This window comes from Sorangiineae bacterium MSr11367 (assembly GCA_037157805.1).
In the GTDB taxonomy this organism is placed as follows: Bacteria; Myxococcota_A; Polyangia; order Polyangiales; family Polyangiaceae; genus Pendulispora; species Pendulispora rubella.
Genome location: CP089983.1, coordinates 12,624,451 through 12,646,284 on the forward strand (window position 1 = coordinate 12,624,451; position 21,834 = coordinate 12,646,284).

At 67.1% G+C, this 21,834-nt stretch carries 14 protein-coding genes; 9 read left to right on the forward strand and 5 right to left on the reverse strand.

The annotated features are described in order from the left end of the window. Positions 1 to 225 precede the first annotated feature (225 nt). The 8 genes from LVJ94_49190 to LVJ94_49225 are packed head-to-tail and all read left to right on the forward strand — an operon-like array spanning position 226 to position 13,679. Positions 226 to 1,269 carry a ketoacyl-ACP synthase III family protein gene (locus tag LVJ94_49190; GenBank protein ID WXB04856.1) on the forward strand — a complete coding sequence of 348 codons (1,044 nt, stop codon included), beginning with the start codon at positions 226 to 228 and terminating at the stop codon, positions 1,267 to 1,269. After that, complete coding sequence (locus LVJ94_49195) at positions 1,266 to 2,402, forward strand: acyl-CoA dehydrogenase family protein (GenBank protein ID WXB04857.1); 1,137 nt, start codon at positions 1,266 to 1,268, stop codon at positions 2,400 to 2,402. The genes LVJ94_49190 and LVJ94_49195 overlap by 4 nt, the downstream gene beginning before the upstream one ends. Next, on the forward strand, positions 2,399 to 3,841 hold the full coding sequence (locus LVJ94_49200) for an AMP-binding protein (protein WXB04858.1): 1,443 nt from the start codon (positions 2,399 to 2,401) through the stop codon (positions 3,839 to 3,841). The genes LVJ94_49195 and LVJ94_49200 overlap by 4 nt, the downstream gene beginning before the upstream one ends. Next, on the forward strand, positions 3,838 to 4,575 hold the full coding sequence (locus tag LVJ94_49205; GenBank protein ID WXB04859.1) for a class I SAM-dependent methyltransferase: 738 nt from the start codon (positions 3,838 to 3,840) through the stop codon (positions 4,573 to 4,575). Before LVJ94_49200 ends, LVJ94_49205 begins: the two co-directional genes overlap by 4 nt. A 27-nt stretch (positions 4,576 to 4,602) precedes the next feature. Next, the gene (locus LVJ94_49210; protein WXB04860.1) at positions 4,603 to 4,920 is read left to right on the forward strand and encodes an acyl carrier protein; all 318 of its coding nucleotides are present in this window, start codon (positions 4,603 to 4,605) and stop codon (positions 4,918 to 4,920) included. Then, a complete protein-coding gene (locus tag LVJ94_49215) occupies positions 4,917 to 6,293 on the forward strand; it encodes an FAD-dependent oxidoreductase (GenBank protein WXB04861.1) in 1,377 nt (458 codons plus the stop codon). Before LVJ94_49210 ends, LVJ94_49215 begins: the two co-directional genes overlap by 4 nt. A 46-nt stretch (positions 6,294 to 6,339) precedes the next feature. Then, on the forward strand, positions 6,340 to 7,398 hold the full coding sequence (locus LVJ94_49220) for a ketoacyl-ACP synthase III family protein (GenBank protein WXB04862.1): 1,059 nt from the start codon (positions 6,340 to 6,342) through the stop codon (positions 7,396 to 7,398). Next, on the forward strand, positions 7,395 to 13,679 hold the full coding sequence (locus LVJ94_49225; protein ID WXB04863.1) for a type I polyketide synthase: 6,285 nt from the start codon (positions 7,395 to 7,397) through the stop codon (positions 13,677 to 13,679). The genes LVJ94_49220 and LVJ94_49225 overlap by 4 nt, the downstream gene beginning before the upstream one ends. Positions 13,680 to 14,032: 353 nt before the next feature. Here the strand turns inward: LVJ94_49225 and LVJ94_49230 are convergent, their stop codons facing one another. Beyond that, the gene (locus LVJ94_49230) at positions 14,033 to 15,412 is read right to left on the reverse strand and encodes an NAD-dependent succinate-semialdehyde dehydrogenase (protein ID WXB04864.1); all 1,380 of its coding nucleotides are present in this window, start codon (positions 15,410 to 15,412) and stop codon (positions 14,033 to 14,035) included. A 283-nt stretch (positions 15,413 to 15,695) separates the two neighbouring features. Between LVJ94_49230 and LVJ94_49235 the strand changes: the two genes are divergently transcribed. Continuing rightward, positions 15,696 to 16,589, forward strand: a complete 894-nt coding sequence (locus LVJ94_49235; GenBank protein ID WXB04865.1) for a LysR family transcriptional regulator — start codon at positions 15,696 to 15,698, stop codon at positions 16,587 to 16,589. Between the two features lie 375 nt (positions 16,590 to 16,964). On the opposite strand, the gene LVJ94_49240 is transcribed toward LVJ94_49235, so the two are convergent. From LVJ94_49240 to LVJ94_49255, 4 genes are all read right to left on the reverse strand, one after another. Then, positions 16,965 to 17,507 (reverse strand): hypothetical protein, encoded by a 543-nt coding sequence (locus LVJ94_49240; protein ID WXB04866.1) that lies wholly within the window; start codon positions 17,505 to 17,507, stop codon positions 16,965 to 16,967. A 224-nt stretch (positions 17,508 to 17,731) separates the two neighbouring features. Beyond that, complete coding sequence (locus LVJ94_49245; protein WXB04867.1) at positions 17,732 to 19,021, reverse strand: S41 family peptidase; 1,290 nt, start codon at positions 19,019 to 19,021, stop codon at positions 17,732 to 17,734. Further along, positions 19,021 to 19,791 carry an SPASM domain-containing protein gene (locus LVJ94_49250; protein WXB04868.1) on the reverse strand — a complete coding sequence of 257 codons (771 nt, stop codon included), beginning with the start codon at positions 19,789 to 19,791 and terminating at the stop codon, positions 19,021 to 19,023. The genes LVJ94_49245 and LVJ94_49250 overlap by 1 nt, the downstream gene beginning before the upstream one ends. Before the next feature lie 501 nt (positions 19,792 to 20,292). Continuing rightward, on the reverse strand, positions 20,293 to 21,717 hold the full coding sequence (locus LVJ94_49255) for a hypothetical protein (GenBank protein WXB04869.1): 1,425 nt from the start codon (positions 21,715 to 21,717) through the stop codon (positions 20,293 to 20,295). Positions 21,718 to 21,834: the final 117 nt, after the last annotated feature.

A 21,834-nucleotide genomic window follows, 5' to 3' on the forward strand; every position in this document is an offset into this window, starting at 1 on the left:
TGGCGGTTGAGAGAGGGATCGTACGTGCGCTTACCGCCCTCGAACGACTAGTCGTGTGACATATCAGCCTCCCCGACGTAAGCCGCAGTCGCGGTACGATTGATCAAGAGCCGCCAATCGGCGACCGGTGTCACCCTGAAGTATTTCAGTTGGTGGCGAGTCGAATGCGGTTTGACTAAATGCGGTTTGACTATGATGATACCCATCAGCTGGAGGTAGCTCATCGTGAAAGTGGATGGCGTTTCTCTCGCTGGCCTGGGCAGCTTCCTGCCCCCGGTCGTCGATATCGGCCAGGCAGTGCGGGACGAACTCATCGACGCGCAGGCGGCACAGCGCTACGGCATTCAAAGCGTGACCGACGCGGGCGACGTGCCGGCACCGGAGCTCGCCCTGCGGGCCACCCGGACCGCCCTCGATCGCGCCGGCCGGGCCGGGCACGAGTTGACCTTGGTGCTGTACGTGAGCGTGTGGCACCAGGGTCCGCACGGATGGTGCCCGCAGTACTACGTCCAACGTGGAATCGGTGCCTCCAAGGCGACGGCGGCCGAGGTACGGCAGGGTTGCATGGGGATGTTTAGCGCGCTGGAGCTCGGCGCCGCCCACCTCATGGCAAGTCCGGCACACACCCTCGCGCTGTTGACCTCAGGGGACAACTTCAACTCACCCCTGCTGGACCGGTGGCGATTCAGCCCGCATTTCGTCATGGGTGACGCCGGGTCCGCGATGGTGTTGACCCGTGACGAGGGCTTCGCGCGCCTGTGCGCGATCAACGCCGTCACGTTGCCCGAGTACGAGACGATGCACCGCGACTCGGCGCCGCTGTTCCCACCTGGATCGACGTTGGCCAGGCCGTTGAACTTCAGCGACAGTAAACAGAACTGGCTCGACGCCCGCCCAGTTGGCGACGACGGGCCGTTGCGGCTGGTCGCCGCCCAGGACGAGATCGTCTCCCGGACCCTCGAGGAGTCGGGGATCGAACTGGCCGACGTCACCCGTGTCGGCTACGTCAACGGATCGCGTGAACGGGTCGAGGGCCGCGCGATGATCCCGCTGGGGCTGCCGTTGTCCCGGTCGACGTGGGAGCAGGGCAGGACCGTGGGACACATCGGCGCCAGTGACCAGATCGTGGGGCTGGAACACTTGCTCGCGCGGGGTGAACTGACCGAGGGCGACCATTTCCTGATGCTCGGCGTCGGCCCGGGATTGAACATCGCCTGCGCGGTCTTCGAGATCCTGCGGACTCCGAAGTGGACGGAGGACGCCGCGTGACGACGACTGCGCGTTTCTCCCCGGCGCCGGCGCGGGATCTGCGGGAGAAGCTGCGAGCCGCCTTTCCCGTCACCGTCACCTCGGACCGGCCTGGCTACACCCGGGAGGACTGGGCGCTTCTCGGCCGGCTTGGCCTGCTGGGTGCCTCGGTCCCGGCGGAGTTGGGCGGAGGTGGCCTGAGCGCGGTGGACACGGCCGCGATGTTCGAGGTCGCCGGCGAGGTTTGTCACGACACCGGCATGCTGTTCGGCGCGGCGGCACAGCTTTTCGCCTGCGCGATGCCGCTGGCCGAGTTCCGGTCCACAGCGGTCCACGAGCGGTGGCTCGCCGCGATGTGTGCCGGTGAGGCGATCGCCGGTAACGCGATGACCGAGGCCGACGCCGGTTCCGACACGTCCCGGCTCGCCACGACGGCCACCCGCGTCGAGGGCGGTCACCTGCTGGACGGGACGAAGACCTGGGTAAGCAACGGCCCGGTAGCCGATGTCTATCTGGTTTACGCGACGACCGATCCGGCGGCCAGGCACCTCGGCATCACCGCGTTTCTGGTCGAACGTGCCGACGACGGGGTGTACCCCGGCCCAGCGCATGACAAGGCGGGCCTGCGGTCCTGCCCCGCGGGGCCGCTGCGCCTGGAGCGATGTTTCGTACCGGACGAGCGGACCCTGGGTCCCGCCGGCGCGGGGGCCGCGGTGTTCGGCCATTCGATGTCGTGGGAGCGCGGCTGCCTGTTCGCGCTGTACGTCGGCCTCCAGCAGCGGCTGCTCGACCGCTGCGTGGGCCACGCCCGGCAGCGGCGTCAGTTCGGTCAGCCGATCGGCCAGTTCCAGGCGGTCGCTGACCGGATCGTCGGTATGAAAATGCGTTTGGAGAGTGGCCGGCTGTTGCTGCGGCGGGCCTGCGAGGCCCTCGACGAGGGGTTACCCGAGGCCGGGTGGGCGGCGATGGCGAAGCTGTCGATCTCCGAGGGCACCGTGGCCTCGGCGCTGGACGCGGTGAACCTGCTCGGTGGCGCCGGCTATCTGCGCGACGAGCTGGTGGAACTCGTACTGCGGGACAGCATGCCCGCCACGATTTTCTCCGGCACGTCAGACATTCAGCGCCGGATCGTGGCACGGGAGCTGGGCCTGTGAACCTCCGTGACCTCGTGCCCGCCGCCACCCGCCGCCACCCGGACACGCTGGCCGTGGCCGACCTCGACGCGGAACTGACCTACGCCGAACTCGACGCCGGCGCCGCCATGTCCGCCGCGGCGCTGCACGCGCGTGGTGTCCGTCCAGGTGACCGTGTGGTGTTGTGGGCCGAGAAAACCGCGGACCTCGTCGTGGTCATGCAGGCGGTACTGCGGATCGGCGCGGTCTACGTTCCCGTCGCGCCCTCGAATCCCCGCGAACGCGTGACCCGCATCGTCGAGGACTGTGGCCCGGTCCTGTTGGTCACCGATCGGCCGATCGACTTGGGGATCGACTCTGTCACTCCGGCCGAACTGCGTGGGTTTCGTGGCGACACGGCGCCTCCAGCCGCGCCCATCGCTCCCGACGACCCCGTGTACATCCTCTACACCTCCGGTTCCACCGGCACGCCCAAGGGTGTCGTTCTGTCCGACCGCAACGCCGTGGCGTTCGTCGAGTGGGCCGCGCTCACCGCCGGGGTGGTGCGCGAGGACCGGCTGGCCAACCACGCGTCCTTCAATTTCGACCTGTCCGTGTTCGACCTCTACGCCGCGTTCCTGGCCGGTGCCAGTGTCCACCTGATCCCGGAAACCCTCGCGCAGGTCGCCCCGCTGCTCGTCGACTTCGTGCGCGAGCGCGCGATCACCGTGTGGTACTCGGTCCCTTCCGTACTGCTCCAGATGATTGACACCGGTTGTCTGCTCGACCGGGACCACGGCGCCATGCGGGTGTGCGTCTTCGCGGGCGAACCATTCCCTTTGGCCGCGGTGCAACGGCTTCGCTCGGCCTGGCCGTCGGTACGAATGTTCAATTGGTACGGACCGACCGAGACCAACGTCTGCACCTCGTACGAAGTGACCGAGGCCGACCTGACGCGCACCAGCCCGTTGCCCATCGGCCACGCCGCCTGCGGTGACACGGTAGAACTCGACAACGACGGGGAGATCGTCGTGACCGGCCCCACCGTGATGCTCGGCTACTGGGGCCGCGGGCCGTACCGCGGGCCGTACCGCACTGGCGATCTCGGCCAGCGCGACGCCGAGGGCGTACTGCACTATCTGGGGCGGCGCGACGACCAGCTCAAGATTCGCGGCCACCGAATGGAAGCCGGCGAAATAGAGGCCGCGTTGTCGCTGCGTGCGGATGTCGAACGGGCTGTGGTGCTGGCGACCGGGGTGGGCCCCGAAGCCCGGCTGCACGCCGTGGTACGGCCAAGGACCGGAAGCCAGCCCGGACTGGCCGCACTGCGCCAGCACTGCGCCGAGCGGCTGCCGCGCTACATGCTCATCGACTCCCTGCACCTCGTTGACGAGATTCCCTTGAACGCCAACGGCAAGGTCGACCGGGCCCGCCTGGCCCGCGAGCTGGCGGCCGCCGTATCCAACGGAGGGGCACAGTGACCGAACTGGCGCGCAGCTGGGAAGCGTACTGGGGTGAACTCGCGCGAGAGGGCGAACCCGCGCTGTGGGACTCCCCATCGGCGACAGCGGCCGCGATCCACCTGCAGTACAGCCGGCCCTACCTCGACTCCTCCCTGCCGATGATCGACTTCGGTTGCGGCAGTGGACGGCAGACGGCGCGGTTGGCCGAGTCGTTCGCCAGGGTCGTCGGTGTCGACATCGCCGAACAGGCGTTGACCTTGGCCCGGCGCGACACCACCGCCGGGAACGTCGAGTACCGGCGAATCGACCTGCTCGACCTCCGCGAGGTCGCCGCCTTGAAGGCGGAGCTGGGGGAGACGAACGTCTACGTCCGCGGCGTGCTGCACCAGCTTCCGCCGGACGCCAGAGTCCAGGCGCTGCAAGGCATCCGTGAGCTGCTGGGCCGAGGTGGCCACCTCGTCGCGCACGAGCTCACCGACCGGACCCGCTGGGTGGTGCAATCGCTGTTCGAGGGGGACGGACCCAAACCGGAGAAGTTCGAGCGGCTGCGCCGCCACTTCGGCTTCGGCACACCCGCCCTGCTCGGAGAGGAAAGGCAGCTCGACGCGCTGCTGACCCGCGGCGGGTTACACGTCGTGGCCTCGGGTGAGAACACCTTGCAGACCACCCAGCTCGGTGGCGACGGAGCACCCGTCGAGCTGCCCACCGAGTGGGCGATCGCCCAGAACCCGCCGCCCCGGCACGACGACTGACCCACCGACCCCCAAAGGCGAGCAATCATGTCCGAGAACACCGAGTCCGACAACATCGAGCTACACGACCGGATCCTGGCTTTCGTCCGCGACGAGCTGGCCAATGCCACCGAACGCGGGGAGCTGACCGCCACGACGCCGCTGCTCGAAGCGGGGATCCTCGATTCACTGCGTACGGCGCGGCTCATCGCCTGGCTCCGGGACGACCTGGGGGTGCGGATACCGCCCCTGGCGATGACGGGAAAGAACTTCCACAACATCGACCGCATCACGGATCTCGTCGCCAGCCTGCGCACCACCGCCTTGACCCGCGCGATCGAGCTTGGGAAGGAGCCCGCGCGATGAGCAGCACCCCAGCGACGACCGATCGGGACTTCGACTTCGACGTCGTGGTGATCGGCGGCGGACCGGCCGGCTCGACCACCGCGTCCTACCTGGCCAAGGCCGGACTGTCCGTGGCCGTGTTCGAGAGTGAGATGTTCCCCCGGGAGCACGTCGGAGAGTCGCTGGTGCCGGCGACCACACCGGTTTTGCTCGAAATCGGGGCCATGGACAAGATCGAGGCGGCCGGGTTTCCGCGCAAGTACGGCGCGGCCTGGACGGCGGCGAACGGCGACGGGATCGACCCGCTGGGATTTCGCGTGCACGAACACGGGTTCGGCACCGCCGACGTGTTGTTCAACGAGCGCGAGCAACTCGGCGTCGACCGCGACTACACCTTTCACGTCGACCGCGGCAAGTTCGACCTGATCCTGCTCAAGCACGCCGAGAGCCTCGGCGCGAAGGTGTTCTCCGGTGTCCGGGTGCACCAGGTCGACTTCTCCGACCGGGACCGCCCGGTCCTCGACGTCGGCATGGGGCCCACCCGTACGCCGGTGCGCGCCCGCATGGTGGTGGACGCCAGCGGCCGTTCGACACTGCTCGGCCGTCAGCTCAAGGTGAAGGTGCCCGACCCGGAGTTCAACCAGTACGCCGTGCACAGCTGGTTCGAGGGTCTCGACCGGACAGCGCTGACCAGCAGCGATCATCAGGCCGACTTCATCTTCATCCACTTCCTCCCGCTGCACGACACCTGGGTGTGGCAGATCCCGATCACGGACACCATCACCTCGGTCGGTGTCGTCACGCAGAAGTCCCGTTTCAAGGAAGCAAAGGACGACCTCGAACAGTTCTTCTGGAACTCCGTGGCGAGTCGGCCCCAGCTGCGCGACGCGCTCAAACAGACCGAGCGGCTGCGTCCGTTCAAATCGGAGGGCGACTACAGCTATGGGATGCGCAAGGTCGCCGACGACTCGATGCTCCTGGTCGGGGACGCCGCCCGGTTCGTCGACCCGATCTTCTCCAGCGGTGTGTCGGTCGCGATGAACAGCGCCCGCCTCGCCTGCGTCGACATCATCGCCGCGGCGGCGGCCGGCGACTTCCGCGCCCACCGGTTCGACACCTACGTCCGTAGGCTCCGGCGCGGCGTGTCGAACTGGTACGAGTTCATTTCCATCTACTACCGGCTCAACATCCTCTTCACCGCGTTCGTGCAGGACCCCCGTTATCGCGTGGGCGTGCTGAAGCTGTTGCAGGGAGATGTCTACGACGACGAGGAACCGCCCGCGCTGATCGCGATGCGCGAGTTCCTCGCGGCCGTCGAGGCCGATCCGACCCACCTCTGGCATTCCAAGCTGGGCAATCTTCGCGTCTCCCAGGAGTCCAAATGCCTGTTCTGAGTGGACGACGACGGCGAGCGCCCCGGAGTCCCGGCCAGGTGCCCGCATGAGGCCGGCGAACGTTTTCCTATCCGGTCTCGGGTGCTGGCTGCCCCCCGCCTATCCCGCGTCCGAGGCGGTCGCCGCGGGCCTGTACGACGCCACGGTCCACGCCGAAAGCAAGCTGCGCGGGGTCAGGATCGCCGGGCCGGAGTCTCCACCGGAGATGGCCGTACGGGCCGCGCGAATGGCACTCGGCCGCTCCCCTGGCGGTGCCGCGGCGATCGGGACGGTGCTGCACGGCTCGACCTTCTACCAGGGTCCCGAGATGTGGTCGCCGTCCGCGTACCTCATGCGGGAGCTGGGCATCATCGGCGCAGGCGGCACCGAGATCCGTAACGGGTGCAACAGCATGCTCAGCGCTCTGGAGCTGGCAAGGGGTCTGCTGCCGTACCAGCCGGAGAACCGTCCGGACATCCTGCTGAGCACGGCGGACAACTTCAACTCGCCGTTGCTCAACCGGTGGGACAGCGGCCCGATGGGCGTGATCGCCGCGGACGCGGCCAGCTCCGTCGTGGTCAGCCGGGCCGCCGGTTTCGCCCGCGTAGACGCGATCGTCTCCCGGGTCTATCCGGAGTTCGAGGCGATGGCGCGCGGCGACGAGCCGCTGTTCCCGCCGACCGGATCGGCGGGCAGGCGGATCGACATCGTGGAACGCGCCCAGCAGTTCAACGAGCGTGTGCGGGAGGTCGGCGGGATGAGCATCGCCGACGGCCTCGCGAAAGCCTGCTCGGAAACAGCACTCGCCGCCGTGGCCGAGGCCGGCATCGAGGTCAGCGACCTGCGCTGGGTCCTCGTGCCCAACGGCGACGAGGCGACCACCCGGAACTGCATGATGGACCCGCTGGGCCTGGACGTCTCCCGGTCGCAGTGGGAGTTCGGCTGCGGGATCGGCCACGCCTCGTCCAGCGACCAGGTCATCGCCCTCGACCATCTGCTGGGCACCGGGCAGCTCGACGCGGGCGACCACGTCCTGCTCTTCGGCGGCGCTCCGGGCTGGTCGGCCATGGCCGTGATCCTCACCATCACCGAACTGCCTCACTGGGCACAGGGAGGCTCGCGATGACGCAGCGGCAGGAACCGATCGCGATCGTCGGGATGGCGTGCGAGTTCCCCGGCGCGGACGGTGTCGCGGCGTTCTGGAAAATGCAGCTCGACGGGGTGGACGCCACCACCGACGTGCCCGCCGACCGGTTTCCCATCGACACCTTCCACGATCCCCGTCCGCGCACGCCAGGACGGACCATCAGTCGCCGCGGCGGCTTTCTGTCCGACATCCGTGGCTTCGACGCCCGCTATTTCGGCATCTCCGGCCGCGAGGCCAGCCACATGGACCCGCAGCAGCGGCTACTCCTCCAGACCGCCGCCGCGGCCGTGCGGGACGCGGGACTGACGTTGGAGCAGCTGGCCGGAAGCCCGACCGCGGTCGTCGTCGGGCAGCGCACGGCCGAGTACTGGGACCTGCTGCGAGCTGCCGGGGCGCTGGACATCTACGCCAACATCGGCACCTCCCGCAGCGTCCTGTCCGGCCGCCTGTCGTTCTTCTTCGACCTGCGCGGGCCCAGCACCTCCGTCGACACCGCCTGCTCGTCGTCGCTGGTCGCCGTGCACCAGGCGTGTGCCGCGCTGCGCAGCGGGGAGGCGACCCTCGCACTGGCCGCGGGCGTCAACCTGGTGCTCACCCCGGAGGAGAGCATCACGTTCTCGCAGGCGGACATGCTGTCGGCGGACGGGCTTTGCAAGTTCGCCGCCGCCGGCGCCGACGGCTTCGTCCGCAGTGACGGCGTCGGTGTCGTCGTCCTCAAGCCGCTGGCGCGGGCCGAAGCGGACGGGGACCGGATACACGCGGTCATCTACGGCTCGGCGGTCCAGAACGAGGGCCGCAGCAGCGGCTACCTGATGACCCCGTCGGAGACCGCCCAGATCGAGATGATGCGGCACACCTGTGCTCGCGGCGGCGTCGACCCACGCGTCGTCGGCTACGTGGAGGCGCACGGCACCGGCACACCCACCGGCGACCCGATCGAACTGCGCGGCCTGGACGCGGTGTACGGCACCGGAGCGGGTCGTACCGCAGCGGACCCCCTGCTGGTCGGCTCGGTGAAGACGAACATCGGCCACACCGAAGCGGCCGCCGGCATCGCGGCCGTCATCAAGGCGGCGCTGTGCGTCGCACGGGCTGTGGCCCCGCCCAGCCTGCACAGCGGCCGGCTGACCGACGCGGTGGACTGGGACCGCATGGCGCTGGAGATCCCGCAGGCCACCCGCGACTGGGGCCGCGACGGCACTCTCCGGTACGCCGCCGTCAGCTCGTTCGGCATTTCCGGCACCAACGCCCACGTCGTGCTCGGCGAGCACCGTCCCACGGTCGTACCGCCGCCCGCCGATCACCGGCCGTACCTGCTCGCGCTGTCGGCGCATACGCCCGCCGCGCTGGCGGAACTCGCCGGCGCCTACGCGGACTTCCTCGGACCGGACGGGGAAGGCCGCCGGCACACTCTGCGCGACGTCAGTTTCAGCGCGCTGACCCGCAGCACCCATCACCGACACCGGATGACCGTTCTCGCCCTGGATCATGACCAGGTCGTCCGGCAGCTTCGCAAGGGACGGCCGGTCGTCGCCGCCAACGCCGGTGCCGCGTGGAAGACCGTCTTCGTGTTCCCCGGCCAGGGCTCTCAGTGGGCCGGAATGGGGCGCCGCCTCCTGCGGACCTCCGCGGTCTTCCGGGAAACGGTCGAGCAGTGTGACCGGCACGTCCGCGCCGAGCGTGGGTGGTCGGTGCTCGACCGCCTGGCCACCGACGACCCGGCGGACTGGCCGATCGACGTCGTGCAACCGCTGCTCTGGGCGATGGAGGTCGGGCTGGCCGCGCTTTGGCGGGCGTGGGGCGTCACGCCCGACGTCGTGATCGGGCACAGCATGGGCGAGGTGGCGGCGGCCTGCGTCGCCGGCGCGCTCACCCTGGCCGACGGCGCCGCGGTGATCTGCCGCCGCAGCGCGCTGCTCAAGGAGATCGCCGGCGCCGGGTCCATGGCCGCCGTCGACTTGCCCGCCGACGAGCTGCGGCGGAGACTCGCCGACGTGCCGGACGTCGACGTCGCGGCGAGCAACGCCCCACGGCGCGCCATCATTTCGGGGCACGCGCCCGCGGTGGAGAAAGTGCTGGCCGATCTGGCCGAGCAGGAGGTCTTCGCCAGGGTCGTGAAGGTGGACGTGGCCTCGCATAGCAGTCAGGTCGACTCCCTGCTGGACGCGCTGCGCGCCGCCCTTGAGCCGATCCGGCCCCGCAAGGGCGAGCTGCCGCTACGCTCGACGGTGACCGGGGACCTGCTGACCGGCGAGGAACTGGACGCTGGCTACTGGGTGCGCAACCTCCGCGACGAGGTCCGGTTCCACGCGGCCGTCGACGTCGAGACCGCCGAGACCGGGTCGGCGGTCGTCATCGAGATGAGCCCGCACCCGGTCCTCACCTCGGCGGTGAAGGAGTGCCTGCCGCTGGAACGCGTTGGTGACCAGGTGGTGCCGTCCCTGCTGCGCGACACCGACGACCTGACCGCGCTGCTGACCTCCGCCGGGCAGCTCTACCAGGCCGGATATCCGCTGCACCACGGCGCGCTGTTCGACGAGCCGGCCGCTTACGTGGGGCTGCCGGCCTATCCGTGGCAGCGCGCAGAGTTCTGGTTCGAGCAGGCCGCCGAACCGGAGGTCCCCGGCGAACACCCGCTGCTCGGCGCGCACACCGTCCTCGACGACGGCACGCACCGCTGGGAAGGCGTCATCGACCTGGACCGGAACGCCTACCTTTTGGATCACCAGGTGCAGGGCCAGGTCATCCTGCCGGGCACGGCGTATCTGGAACTGGCCGCCGTGGCCGCCGCCGAGGTCACCGCAGCCGACGTCCTCGTCAGGGATGTCCGCTACGACAAGGCACTCTTCTTCACCGCCGCGGCCCCGCCGCTGCTGCGGGTGACACTGCGGCCGACCGGCGGGCGGTGGGTCTTCGACGTCGCCACCGCCGACGGCGCCGACTGGACCCGGCACGCCCACGGCCGGGTCGAGGAAGCGGACGCACCTCTCCTTGACCTCCCCGGGGAGACACCACACCAGATCACCGCGCGGGTCCCCGAGTACCTCAGCGGCTTGGAGTTCTACCGCCGGTTCGCGGCCCGCGGCAACGACTGGCACGGCGTCTTCCAGGGCATCGGGCAGGTGTGGCGCGGCGACGACGAGGCGCTGGCCGAGGTCGTCGTCCCGCCCGGCCTCGCCGAGTACGAGCGGCACCACGTCCATCCGGCGGTCCTCGACGCCTGCGGGCAGGTGCTCGCGGCCACGCTGCCCGATTCGGCGGTCCCCGGCGAGGAACACGCCTTCATCCTGGGCTCGGTCGAGGCGTTCCGCCGCCACGGGCCGCTAACCGGGACGTTGTACAGCCACGTGGTGCAGCGCGACGTGACGGCCGAGTCATTCAGCGGCGACCTCGCCATCCGCGACGAGCGGGGCACGCTGCTGGCCGAGTTCCGCGGCCTGAGGATCCGCTGGCTCCTGCGCCGGACACAGCCGGGCCCGCTGACCGACTGGCTCTACGAGCCGCGGTGGACACCTGCCGCCCCTGCCCCGGTGCCACAGGCAGCTACCGGTACCTGGTTGGTGTTCGAGGACGGGGAATTCGGACCGCGCCTCGCACCCGCGCACGGCACACGGATCGCCGTCCGGCCTGGGGAGAAGTACGAGCGCACCGGCGAGGGGGCGTACCGCATCGACCCGTCGCGGCTCGACGACTACGCCCGGCTTTTGTCCGAGGTGGGCCGCGATCACCCCGAAGGCATCACCGCCGTGGTGCACCTGTGGGGCCTGCGGCAGGCACAACCGGTGGGCGTGGTGCCGCTGGGGCTCGCCAGCGCGCTGCTGGTGGACCGGGCGCTGTCCCTCGCGCGGTGGGAGGGCCCGCTGCCGCGGCTCGTGCTCGTCACCCGCGGTGCCGTGACCACAATGGACACCGACGGGGTGCCGAACGCGGACCAGTACGCCGTGTGGGGCTTCGGGCGTACGGCGGCGAGCGAGCTGTCCGACATCCCGCACACCCTCATCGACTTGGACCCGGCCCAGGGGACGTCGCAGACGGAAGCGCTGGCGCAGGAGATCGCGGCCGCCGACGCGGCCGAGGACCAGATCGCGCTGCGGTCGGACGCCCGGTACGTCCTACGGCTGCGACGCAGCTCTGCGGCACCGGGCGTCGACAACGTCACCGAGGTCGTGGCGGCGGGTGCGGGCCCGACACGCACGGTGGTCGAGGCACGGCCCCCGGCCGCCGGTGAGGTGCAGATCGCCGCGGCGTACGGCGGAGTCGGCTTCCATGACGTGCTCCAGGCCGACGGCCAACTGGGGTGGGAAACCTCCGGAGTCGTGACGGCGACCGGCACCGGGGTACGTGGGCTGGAGGTGGGCGATCGGGTGGTCGCCGTCGCCCATCCCGGCCTCGCCACGCGGGTCTTCGCCGATCGGCGGCTGACCCATCGGATCCCGGACGGTCTCGGTCTCGAAGAGGCCGCCACCGTACCGATCTCCTACCTGACCGCCTGGTACGGCCTCATGGAACTGGCCGCACTCCGCGAAGGCGAGAGAGTCCTCATCCACTCGGCCACCGGCGGCGTGGGGCTCGCCGCCATCCAGGTGGCCCGGTGGCGGGGCGCCGAGATTTTCGCCACCGCCGGCAGCGGGAAGCAACGAGCCCTCCTGCGGACGATGGGCATCAACCACGTCGCCGACTCCCGAGGCGACTTCGCCGGTCCGCTGCTGGAGGCGACCTTGGGGTCGGGGATGGACGTCATCCTCAACTCGTTGACCGGGGCCGCTGTCGAGCAGAACCTGAGCCTGCTCGCCCCGTACGGGCGCTATGTGGAACTGTCCAAACAGGATCCGGCAGCCGGGCTGGGTACCTTGCCGCGCAACAGTTCCTTCCAGGTCGTCGACATCGCCGCCCTCTGCCGAGAGCACCCTGGGCGAGCCGGGGTGCTGCTCGCACGCCTGTTGCGCCTGATCGCGGCCCGCGAACTCGCACCGCTGCCCGCCGAGGTCTACCCGCTCGACGCCGTCGAGTCGGCGTTCGACGACCTGGCCGCCGCCCGGCACACCGGCAAGGTGCTCATCGACCTGCGGGCCCCCACGGCCCCACCGGCACCCGAGCCGGTCTCGATGCGGCCGGACGCCACTTATCTCGTGACCGGCGGCGGCGGTGGCCTCGGCTCCGAGCTGGCCCGCTGGCTGGTCGCCCGCGGCGCCCGCCACCTGGTGCTCACCGGCCGCTCGCTGCCCGGGCCGGACGGCAGTGACCTCGCGGCCCTGCTGGCGGACCTGCGCGACCAGGACGCCGAGGTGCAGTACGCCCCGGTGGACGCGTCGGACGAGCGGTCGATGCGACGGCTGCTCGACAACCGCCGCGCAGACGGCCGTCCACCGATCCGCGGCGCCTTCCACACCGCCGGAGTCTTCCTATACAAGCCGATCGGCGACACCACTTTGCGAGACCTGGAAGCCGTGCTGAGGCCGAAACTGGAGGGCGCCCGCGTCCTGGACCGGCTCTTCGACGACGATCTCGACCACTTCGTCTTGTTCTCGTCGGGGAACGCTTTGCTGGCCTCGCCCCAGGTCGCGGCGGGCGCGGCCGCCAACGCGGGCCTCGACGCGATCGCGCGCGGCCGTCGCGGCCGGGGTCGGCGAGCACTCTCGGTGAACTGGGGCTTCTGGACCGAGCGGGGCATGGCCGCGAGAGCGGGCGCCGAGCTCGGCCGAAACCTGGTCCCCCGAGGCATGGCCGGTTTCACGCCCACGGCAGGGTTCGCAGTGCTGGATCACCTGCTGGCCACGGGCGCCGGAGACACGGTGGTCATGCCGGTGGACTGGGCACAATGGCGGGCCGCTTACCCGATCGCGGCCGCATCCCCGTTCCTCCGGGACGTCGTCGACGACGCGCCCGCGCCCCAGGCCGCCCCGCCCCCGGTCACCCCCGCTCCCGTCAGGGTCGCGCAAGTCCGGCCCGCGCCCCAGCCGCGGAAGTCACCCGCCGCCGGGAAGGGAACGGCGCGGCCCGAACCAGAGGCCGCAGCGGCGGCCCCCCCGGCAGACCGGGGAAAGCTGTTCCTGGCCGAGGTCGCCGCCATCCTGCGGGTCGGCGCCGACCAGCTCGATCCGGACCGGGACCTGACCAGCCAGGGACTCGACTCCCTGATGGCGGCTCAGCTCCGCAAGGAGGTGCAACGCTCGCACGGAGTGCTGCTGCCGATCGGCAAGATTCTCAGCCGGGTGACGCTCGGTGACCTCACCGACCAGCTGGTGCCACACCAGGCTTGAGCGAGACCAGACCACATTTGGGTGGGGCCTCACAGTCGATCGGGCGATGAAGTTGCCGGGCGCAGCACGTTTCCGAAGTGCTCAACTGCTTAGCAGTTCTCTCCCGACCGCCACTGCATTTACTCCGGGTTCCGTGCAGCACCGCCCCGAATCGCCGACCGAGCCTAATTTTGGGCCAAATAACGAAGAACCCAGGGTCGTAGAACCCTGGGTTTCGTTGCCTTAATCAACCTCGAGCCCGAGTTGGGCGACGCGCCCGAGGCGGTCGAAGGGCGCGCTCAACGATGGGCGCACCGCTGCGCGACTTTCAAAACTGACACGCGGGGGACCCAAGGAGTGAACCTCGCACGGCGTCACCTGTCGAGGCCCGCCATGAGGACGTATTTGACTTCGACATACTCCTCGATGCCATAATAGCTGCCCTCGCGACCGTAGCCCGAGTGCTTGACACCGCCGAACGGCACCGACGCCGTGCCGACAGAGCCCGAGTTCAAGATCACCATGCCGGCCTCGATGTTCCGGGACAGACGGAAGGCCCGACCGACGTCGCGCGTATAGGCGTAAGCGACCAGCCCATACTCCGTATCGTTGGCGCGCTTCACCACCTCCTCCTCCGTGTGGAAGCGGTAGAGCGGGAAGATCGGGCCGAAGATCTCGGTCTGCGCCACCATCATGCCGTCCTCCACGTCCGTCAGGATCGTGGGCTCATAGAATAGCCCTCCCTTCGCGTGGACTTTCCCGCCCAGCACGATCTTGGCGCCCTTGCGCTTCGCGTCCTCGACGAGCTCCGCGACCTTGCCGAGGCTTGCGGCATTGATCAGCGGTCCGACCACGAACTCCCCCTGAAGCCCCTGGTCGACGCGGATCTTCGCGACCCGCTCCGCGACCGCGGCTGCGAAACGCTCATAGATCGCGTCCTGCACATAGATGCGATTCGGCGAGATGCACACCTGGCCCGAGTTGCGCAGCTTCGCGGCGACGACGCCCGCCACGGCGTCCTCGAAGTGGGCGTCGTCGAACACCATGAAGGGAGCATTTCCGCCCAGCTCCAAGGTCATCTTCTTCAGCCCGCGGCCGCTCGCCTCGGCGAGATGCTTGCCGACGGCGGTCGATCCCGTGAACGTGATCTTCCGAATGCGATCATCGCCGGTGAAGAGCGCACCGATCTCGCTGGGCACACCGGTGACCATCTCGAAGACGCCTTCGGGAATTCCGGCCCTCCGGGCGTAGTCGAGAAGCTTGTACGCCGTCAGGGGGGTGAGCTCCGACGGTTTGAGGATCATCGTGCAGCCCGCGGCCAGCGCCATCGAGATCTTGCGGACGATCATCATGAACGGGAAATTCCATGGCGTAATCGCGGCCGTCGGCCCTACCGGCTCCTTCATCACGAGGACGGCGGAGTTCGCGGCGTGGGTGGGTATCGTGTCGCCGTAGACGCGCTTCGCTTCCTCGGCATACCACTCGACGAAGCCGAGCCCGTAGTCAGTCTCGCCCATCGCCTCCGACAAGCACTTCCCGTTCTCCTTCACGATCATCTCGGCGAAACTTTGCTTGTCTGCGCGCACGAGTTCGAACCAACGGCGAAGCAAATCACCGCGATCCTTCGCGAGCATGCGGGACCACCCGGGAAACGCTTGGCACGTCCGATCGATAGCAGCCTTGACCTCGTCGAGGGTCATTTCCGGGGCTTCTCCGACCACCGAGCCGTCGGCGGGATTGTATACTTTGATCATGGTGCTTCCTTCTTGAATTGCAGAGCTCGAAGAACTTAGAGCTGCCGATGCCCGACGCTCGGACACGCACGCTCTCGCAGCGTTGTATCGACGAAGGGAGATGGATGAATTTCGCGCGCATCGCGATTTCCTTTCGCCGGAGAGAGAGCCCCAGCATTCCGCGGTACGGCCTTGCAGCCGAAGGGTCCCTCTTTTCTCCCGGTGCAATCTGTTTCACAGCCTTCAAAACATCCAATATATTACAAGTTATTCGTGATACCTTTTACGTATCGGAGAGGCACGGGTGGAACTGAGACATCTGAGGTATTTCATGGCGGTCGCCGAGGAGCTGAACTTCAGGCGCGCGGCGGAGAAACTCGGCATCGCGCAACCGCCGCTCAGCAGCCAGATTCACGATCTGGAGAAGGAGATCGGCGTTCCTCTCTTTCGCCGCGTGCCCAAGGGCGCGGAGCTGACGGAGGCCGGCGTCGCGTTCCTCTCTGCCGTACCGACGGTGTTCGACAAGGTCGAGCAGGCCGTCAAGCTTGCGCAGAAGGGCGGTCGGGGTGAGGTCGGGCAGCTTCGGATCGGGTACACCAGCTCAGCATCTTTCAATCCAATCGTACCGAAATCCCTGCGCGCCTTTCGTCGCGCCTACCCGAACGTCGAGCTCACGCTCGAGGAGATGAACAGCCCGCAGCTCCTCGACCAGCTCGGCCGTCAGAGGCTCGACGCCGTCTTCATTCGTCCGGGGAAAGAACCGCCGCTCGGTTTCGCCGTCACCATCCTCGACGAAGGGCCGATGGTGGTCGTCGTGCCCTCCGCCCACACGCTGGCGCAGAACAGCGCCGTGGAGCTGGCCGAGCTTCAGGGTGAGCCGTTTGTCTTGTGCTCGCGCACCTTGGGCCCTGGGCTCTACGACGAAGTGATCGACGGATGCCGCCGCGCGGGCTTCGACCCCACCGTGGCCCAGATCGCGCCCCAGATCACATCCATCGCCAACTTGGTCGCCGTGGAGCTCGGGGTGTCCCTCGTCCCCGCGGAGGTGGCGAATACGAACGTCCCTGGGGTCGTCTTTCTACCGATCACCGGGGATGCGCCCATCGCGCGCCTCGCGCTCGCAACACGCCGTGACGACCGCAGCGTCGTAACACGGAATTTCTGTGCATTCGTCCGAAAGAAGGCGCGCGTATCCTAGCTCTCCTCGGGCATCGACGGGTTCGCGCCTCGTGAGCGAGAGAGGGAGCGCTTCTTCTTCGGGGGGTGGGGGGAGGAAACGGGACGATCGATCCGCGGACTTTCGACGATGGCACCGAGGAGATCGTCGCAGCATCCATCCGAGCAGCCCACGGGACCGACGTTACGCCCTAATTTCCCGAACCATCGGGCGCCTACCACGCCGTGACTGCCGGTGGGGACGGGCCACGGCGAGTCCGTACGGTTTTTGGTCGAGGAGATGGGCAAAGTGCTCGCGAAGCGCCGTGCGTTCATGAGCCAATCCGTGGCGGCGGGGGTTGTTCGCGGCCCGGAACGCGGCAGGTTAGTCGTTAGTCGCGCAGATCGTCGGTGGGCATCAGAAGGGTTTCCGAGAAAAGAGCTGACCATTTGCGAAGAAGACATTCTCGGCCGCGATCGCCGCGAGGGAGACTTCGTCACCACTCACCTGGGCGCGAACATCCGTGAGGCGATCCTCGCGGACGATGAGGTGAACGAGCGCGCCGTTCTCGATGATGAGATCGAGGATCTGCTGCGGGACGGGACACGTGAGGCGCAGCCGGATCCGCGGGCCCCACCCGGGCCGATCTTTGTCGAGGATCTCCGCCTCGATGTGCGGCGGATTGTAGGCATGCATCAGGGCGCGATGCCGGGCGACGGCGAGCTTGGGCAGACGGCGCGCGAGCCGATCTTCGACCTTTCGGAGCATTTCGACGTAATCGCCGTCGTTGGTTTGCTCGACCTCGACGGCGGCGAGCACGATTTTCTCGACGTCGAACCATCGCGGGCACCAGTCGCCCGCGGGCTGGTTGGTGTCGTCCGTGAAATCGACGAGGAGCTTATCGCGCCCGTCCCGGAAGGAGCCTGTGCGCACGCGATGAAAGCGGAGCCACGTGGACATGGACGGGAGGATAGCGCGGGCTGTGGTAGGGAGGCTCGGGGCGTTGCGCAGCCGCGGTGGTCGGCGGCGGGCACCGCGGCATGGAACGTGACGGGGTGACGGATCGCAGCTTACGCGACATCCCCCGGGCGCCTGAAGCGGCCCCCATTCGCTCGCAGCCCGCTTCCTTTCTAAGGCCGCCAGCAGTGGCGCCGATTTCAGGTATGTTCTCAGTCCTCGGCTCTCTATCGGGCCTTAACGCCGGAGCGCGAGGCCAGCACATGGACGGCCGCATCGAGCTGCGGATCGCGCCCGGCGGCGTACCGAATGTCGAAAGGGATCGCCACGTCGGGAGGGACACCTCTCCCTTCGAGGGTTTCTCCATCCACCGTGTTGGTGGACGTTGCCACGTAGAGGAGATCGCCGTTCTGGAGGCAGAATGGGCTTCCTGGCAGCATGGCGCCAGCCGTCGGTTCTCCCACGAGCGTCGCGAGTGCGTGCTTCTTGATCGCGTATGCGATGGTCTCTTTTCCGCTGCGGCTTCCGGGATTGATGAGGACTGCTGCCGGTACGCGAATTTTTGAGTCGATCCGGAACTCGTCACCGGCTCGATTTTTGGAGACCAGAACGGGGGCCTCTTTTTGGAAGATATCGACGTAGTCGGGTGCCGCGCCTCCCCAACCGTCCCGGATATCCAAAATATAGCCCGTTGGCTTTTGCTCGTTGAGCTTTTTGATAGCGCGTTTCAGCTCCTGGTGCATCGCATCGCCCGTCCAGGACCAGATACGAATGTATGCGATGCGCTCGCCGTTCGCGTCGAGGATGCGTGCACTCTTGGCGAGGGCCTCTTGGAAGGACCCGTGGGGCTTCGATGTCCGTGGAACGACGGTGAGCCTAGCGGGTGCCTCGCTCTTCCGGCGCCGAAACGTCAGCTCCACGGACTTGTCCTGGCGACCTTCGAAGCTCTTCACCGGATGGAACGGTTTGCCATCCGCTTGCAGAACCTCGTCTCCCGAGAGAAGGCCTGCTTTCTGTGCCGGCCCGCCGTCGAGAACACCACCGACGAACCACTGTGCGCCTGCGCGTTTCCAAACCACGCCGATGTCCTGCCAGGTCACCGGAATTGGCGGCAGCGTCTTTTCCTTGTTCGGGCATTGATTGGGGGAGGCTGCGAACAACTCCTCGAAGATGGACGCAAGCTCCCAATATTTCGGGTCCGTTCGCGGGACGTACTCGGTGTGCGATGTGTGCAGACTGGCGAGCAACTCCTCAAAGACGGTGCCGTGGTCGGCAAGCGAACGCGTGTTCGTCAGCTTTTGCCGGGCATTCGCGACGGACTTGCCCCATTGGACCTTTTCAAGTGTGGCCTCGGAGTAAAAGCGCTGGCGCACGATTTGGTCGATCTCATCAAGCGTAGGATCCGGCGGGACCGGGCTTTTTGCGGCCGTCGTCCGTGGCGCCTGACTCCACGAGGGAGACGCGGGCCCGCAGGTCGTCAGGAGCAGCGCGAGGACCGCCATGCACCCGATACGCATCAGCGGCTCGCTTCCGACAGCGCCTGGTGAAGAAGTTCTGAAAAGTTGATATCCCAGTAGTCGCAAGTTGCTTTCATGAAATCCTCGGCTCCTTCCATGACCTTTTTGGGACAACCGCTCTTGCAGATCGGGACGAACTGACAGCTCGAACAGCTTTCGTTGTCATATGGGTTGTACGCGTCCCAATCAAGTGCCTTGACGCCGGGCTTCAGAAGCGGCAAGCGCCTCCGTGCTGCAGGCTCCTCCGCGGCGGTTGTCAAGACATGGCCGACCGCTTCTCGTTGGTCGTGAATGCCGAGCTCGCACTTGAACAGGTGCCCCTTCGGCCCGATGACGAACGAATGGTGTTGCATGGCATTGCAACCGCCGCGGTTTCCGTCGAGGAGAGAGTGGGTAGGCCTACTCCGGTCTGTCAATCCTACGGCTTCCAGACTCGTTTCAATCCCCTGTCCGAGGCTCGGCAGCTCCGTTTGTTCGATGGGACGCCAGAGCATGCGTGCCTGCTCCGTGTAGGGCACGACCGGGGAAGCGTAGATGACGGCCTTGCACTTGCCATCAAAGATTCCCGATTCTCGCAGAACGCGCACGAGCTCGGGAATGTGGACGCGATTCTCGGAATCCACATTGATTCGAATGATCAATGGTAGGATGTCCCGCGCTATCTGAAGGTTTGAGAGAATGCGTTCGAAGCTAGGCTGTCCGCCCCGGTAGAAGCGCCGCGCATCGTGGATCTCCCGGGGGCCGTCCAGCGTTACTTGTGCGCGCGTCACGCCAGAGCCGCTGAGTCGAGAGGCGCACGGCCCCGTCAAGAGCGCACCGTTGGTGATCACACGGAGTCATAGCTTCCGCCGAGCGCCCCCATGGAGTCCCGAAGCTTCCCTGATAAATAGGTAAGCACGTCCATGTTGAGCAATGGCTCCCCTCCGTCGTTCTCATTCACGGCGCCTCTAAATGACATCATGGTGCTATGTCGGCCGCAGACTGCCTACCGCCACGATGACTTGAATGGCGGACGAAGGCTGAACCCGAGCAGCGCCGCACATCTTAACATGTCGATTCGTCGCCATGACGCTGCCCTGCCGTCCTCCGGCGCGAGCTTGCCCGCATTCTCGCCGCACATGCACGATGGCTACCTCGTAGGTGTGCTCGAGCGGGGTGTTCACGCCGTTCGATGCCGCGGGACGACCGGGCATGCGGCGGTGGCGAATGGCGTGGCGCGCCAGAGCACGAAGCTGCAACTCCCTTGGCCAGCACTCGCAATGCGCGACTTGCTATCCGATGATCCGCACGCCAACGTTCGTCGATCCAGAGGAGCGAGTCGATGTCCTCTCCTTCTGGCATGCGAGCGCCACAGCCCAGAATTTGTCGGCGTGGCCGTTTGCGTTCCGTTCGGCGTCGAAGCTCACCTTGCCCGAGGGGAGGATCCTCTTTTGGATCTGGTGGATTTGCGCGATGAGCACTCGCTCTCGGGGCATGGCGACGTCCCGCCGCTGCATCAAGATTTTCAGATCGATCGCCCAGCGTTCCTTGTTCTCATTGGTCGAGTTCTCCGGGACCACCTGCGGAAACTCCCGCTCGAGATTTTCGGCGAGATGCATGCCGATGCCGTTCCTGTCGATCGACATGCGCGCGATGGGCAGCACCTTCAGGACGCGTCGCATCTCCGCCTCCTGCTCCTTGAACGGGACGTTGGCGAACGTTCGCATCATCCGAGCGGTGTAGCGTCCTTCAACCTCTTCAAATACCGCAAGCTCGGACCTGTCGTGGCGCCTTCCGACGTCGAATCCGGCCACGAGCCGTCCAACTGGGGCGGGGACGTCGGTCGGGTCCTCGTACACGACGATGTCGTCGGACATGCACGGCAAAATCAATTCATAAGGATAGTAGGAATACGTTTCATCGATAAAGAGGGCTTCAAATTCCTGCTGAAAATCTTCGAGGGGTAAGCTCTCGAATTGCTCGATGATCGACGGACGACCAAAGCGCTCGACGCGCTCGGCCGTCGGCATGTGCGGCGCCTCGCGGGCCGCCGTCCGAACGTCGACGCAGAACGAAGTGCAGAGCCACCAGGGTACAAGCTGCCGCACGTGGTGCGGATAGCCCCGTAACTCTTGCTGGGCAATTTCCCAAAAAATGCCCCTTCGCCCCAGCGGCGTGCTGCAGCCGGTAAGCTGGCCGTTCGATCTCAAGATCAACGCCGTGCTGCCGCGATAGACCTCCCTGTCATTTTGATAATGGGCCAACTCGTCCAGGTACACGCAACCCTGCTTTCCTCGCGGGGCTTTGCTGGGGACGGAAATGATGCGGGAAACGCGGCCATGCGCGCGGTTACTTTCGAATGCCAGCTCCGTCTTGGAGTCGGTAATAAGCTTTTTCTGGTACGCTAATGGTAATTCCTCGTAGACCTGCCGTGCGACGAGGACCTTCTCGGTGGCGTCGCTGAGGGCGTAGGACACGAACACCGACGAATAGCCATCGCGCAGATGACACCTCGCCAAAGACTCGAGCGCCATGACGAAGGAAAAGCCAATTTGGCGCGCCTTGGTGATCCACCGGTATCGTGACCGGTTGTTCAGAAAGGCAGTTTGATAGGCCTCGAGCCTGATTGGTTCGCCATCGTAACTGCATATACCCGAAATGAAGCCGGTCTCTGTTCCAAGCCAGGCGGCGAGATCTTCTTCGCTCTTTTTTGACAATGCCGAGGGTCACGCGCGGTGCCCAACGCCACCGGAACTGGCGCCGAATCGACTTGCGATGGCGGCGCAGTCCGAGCGTTCATGGCCCACGTCCACGCCTCGGAGGGTTCCGTGAGC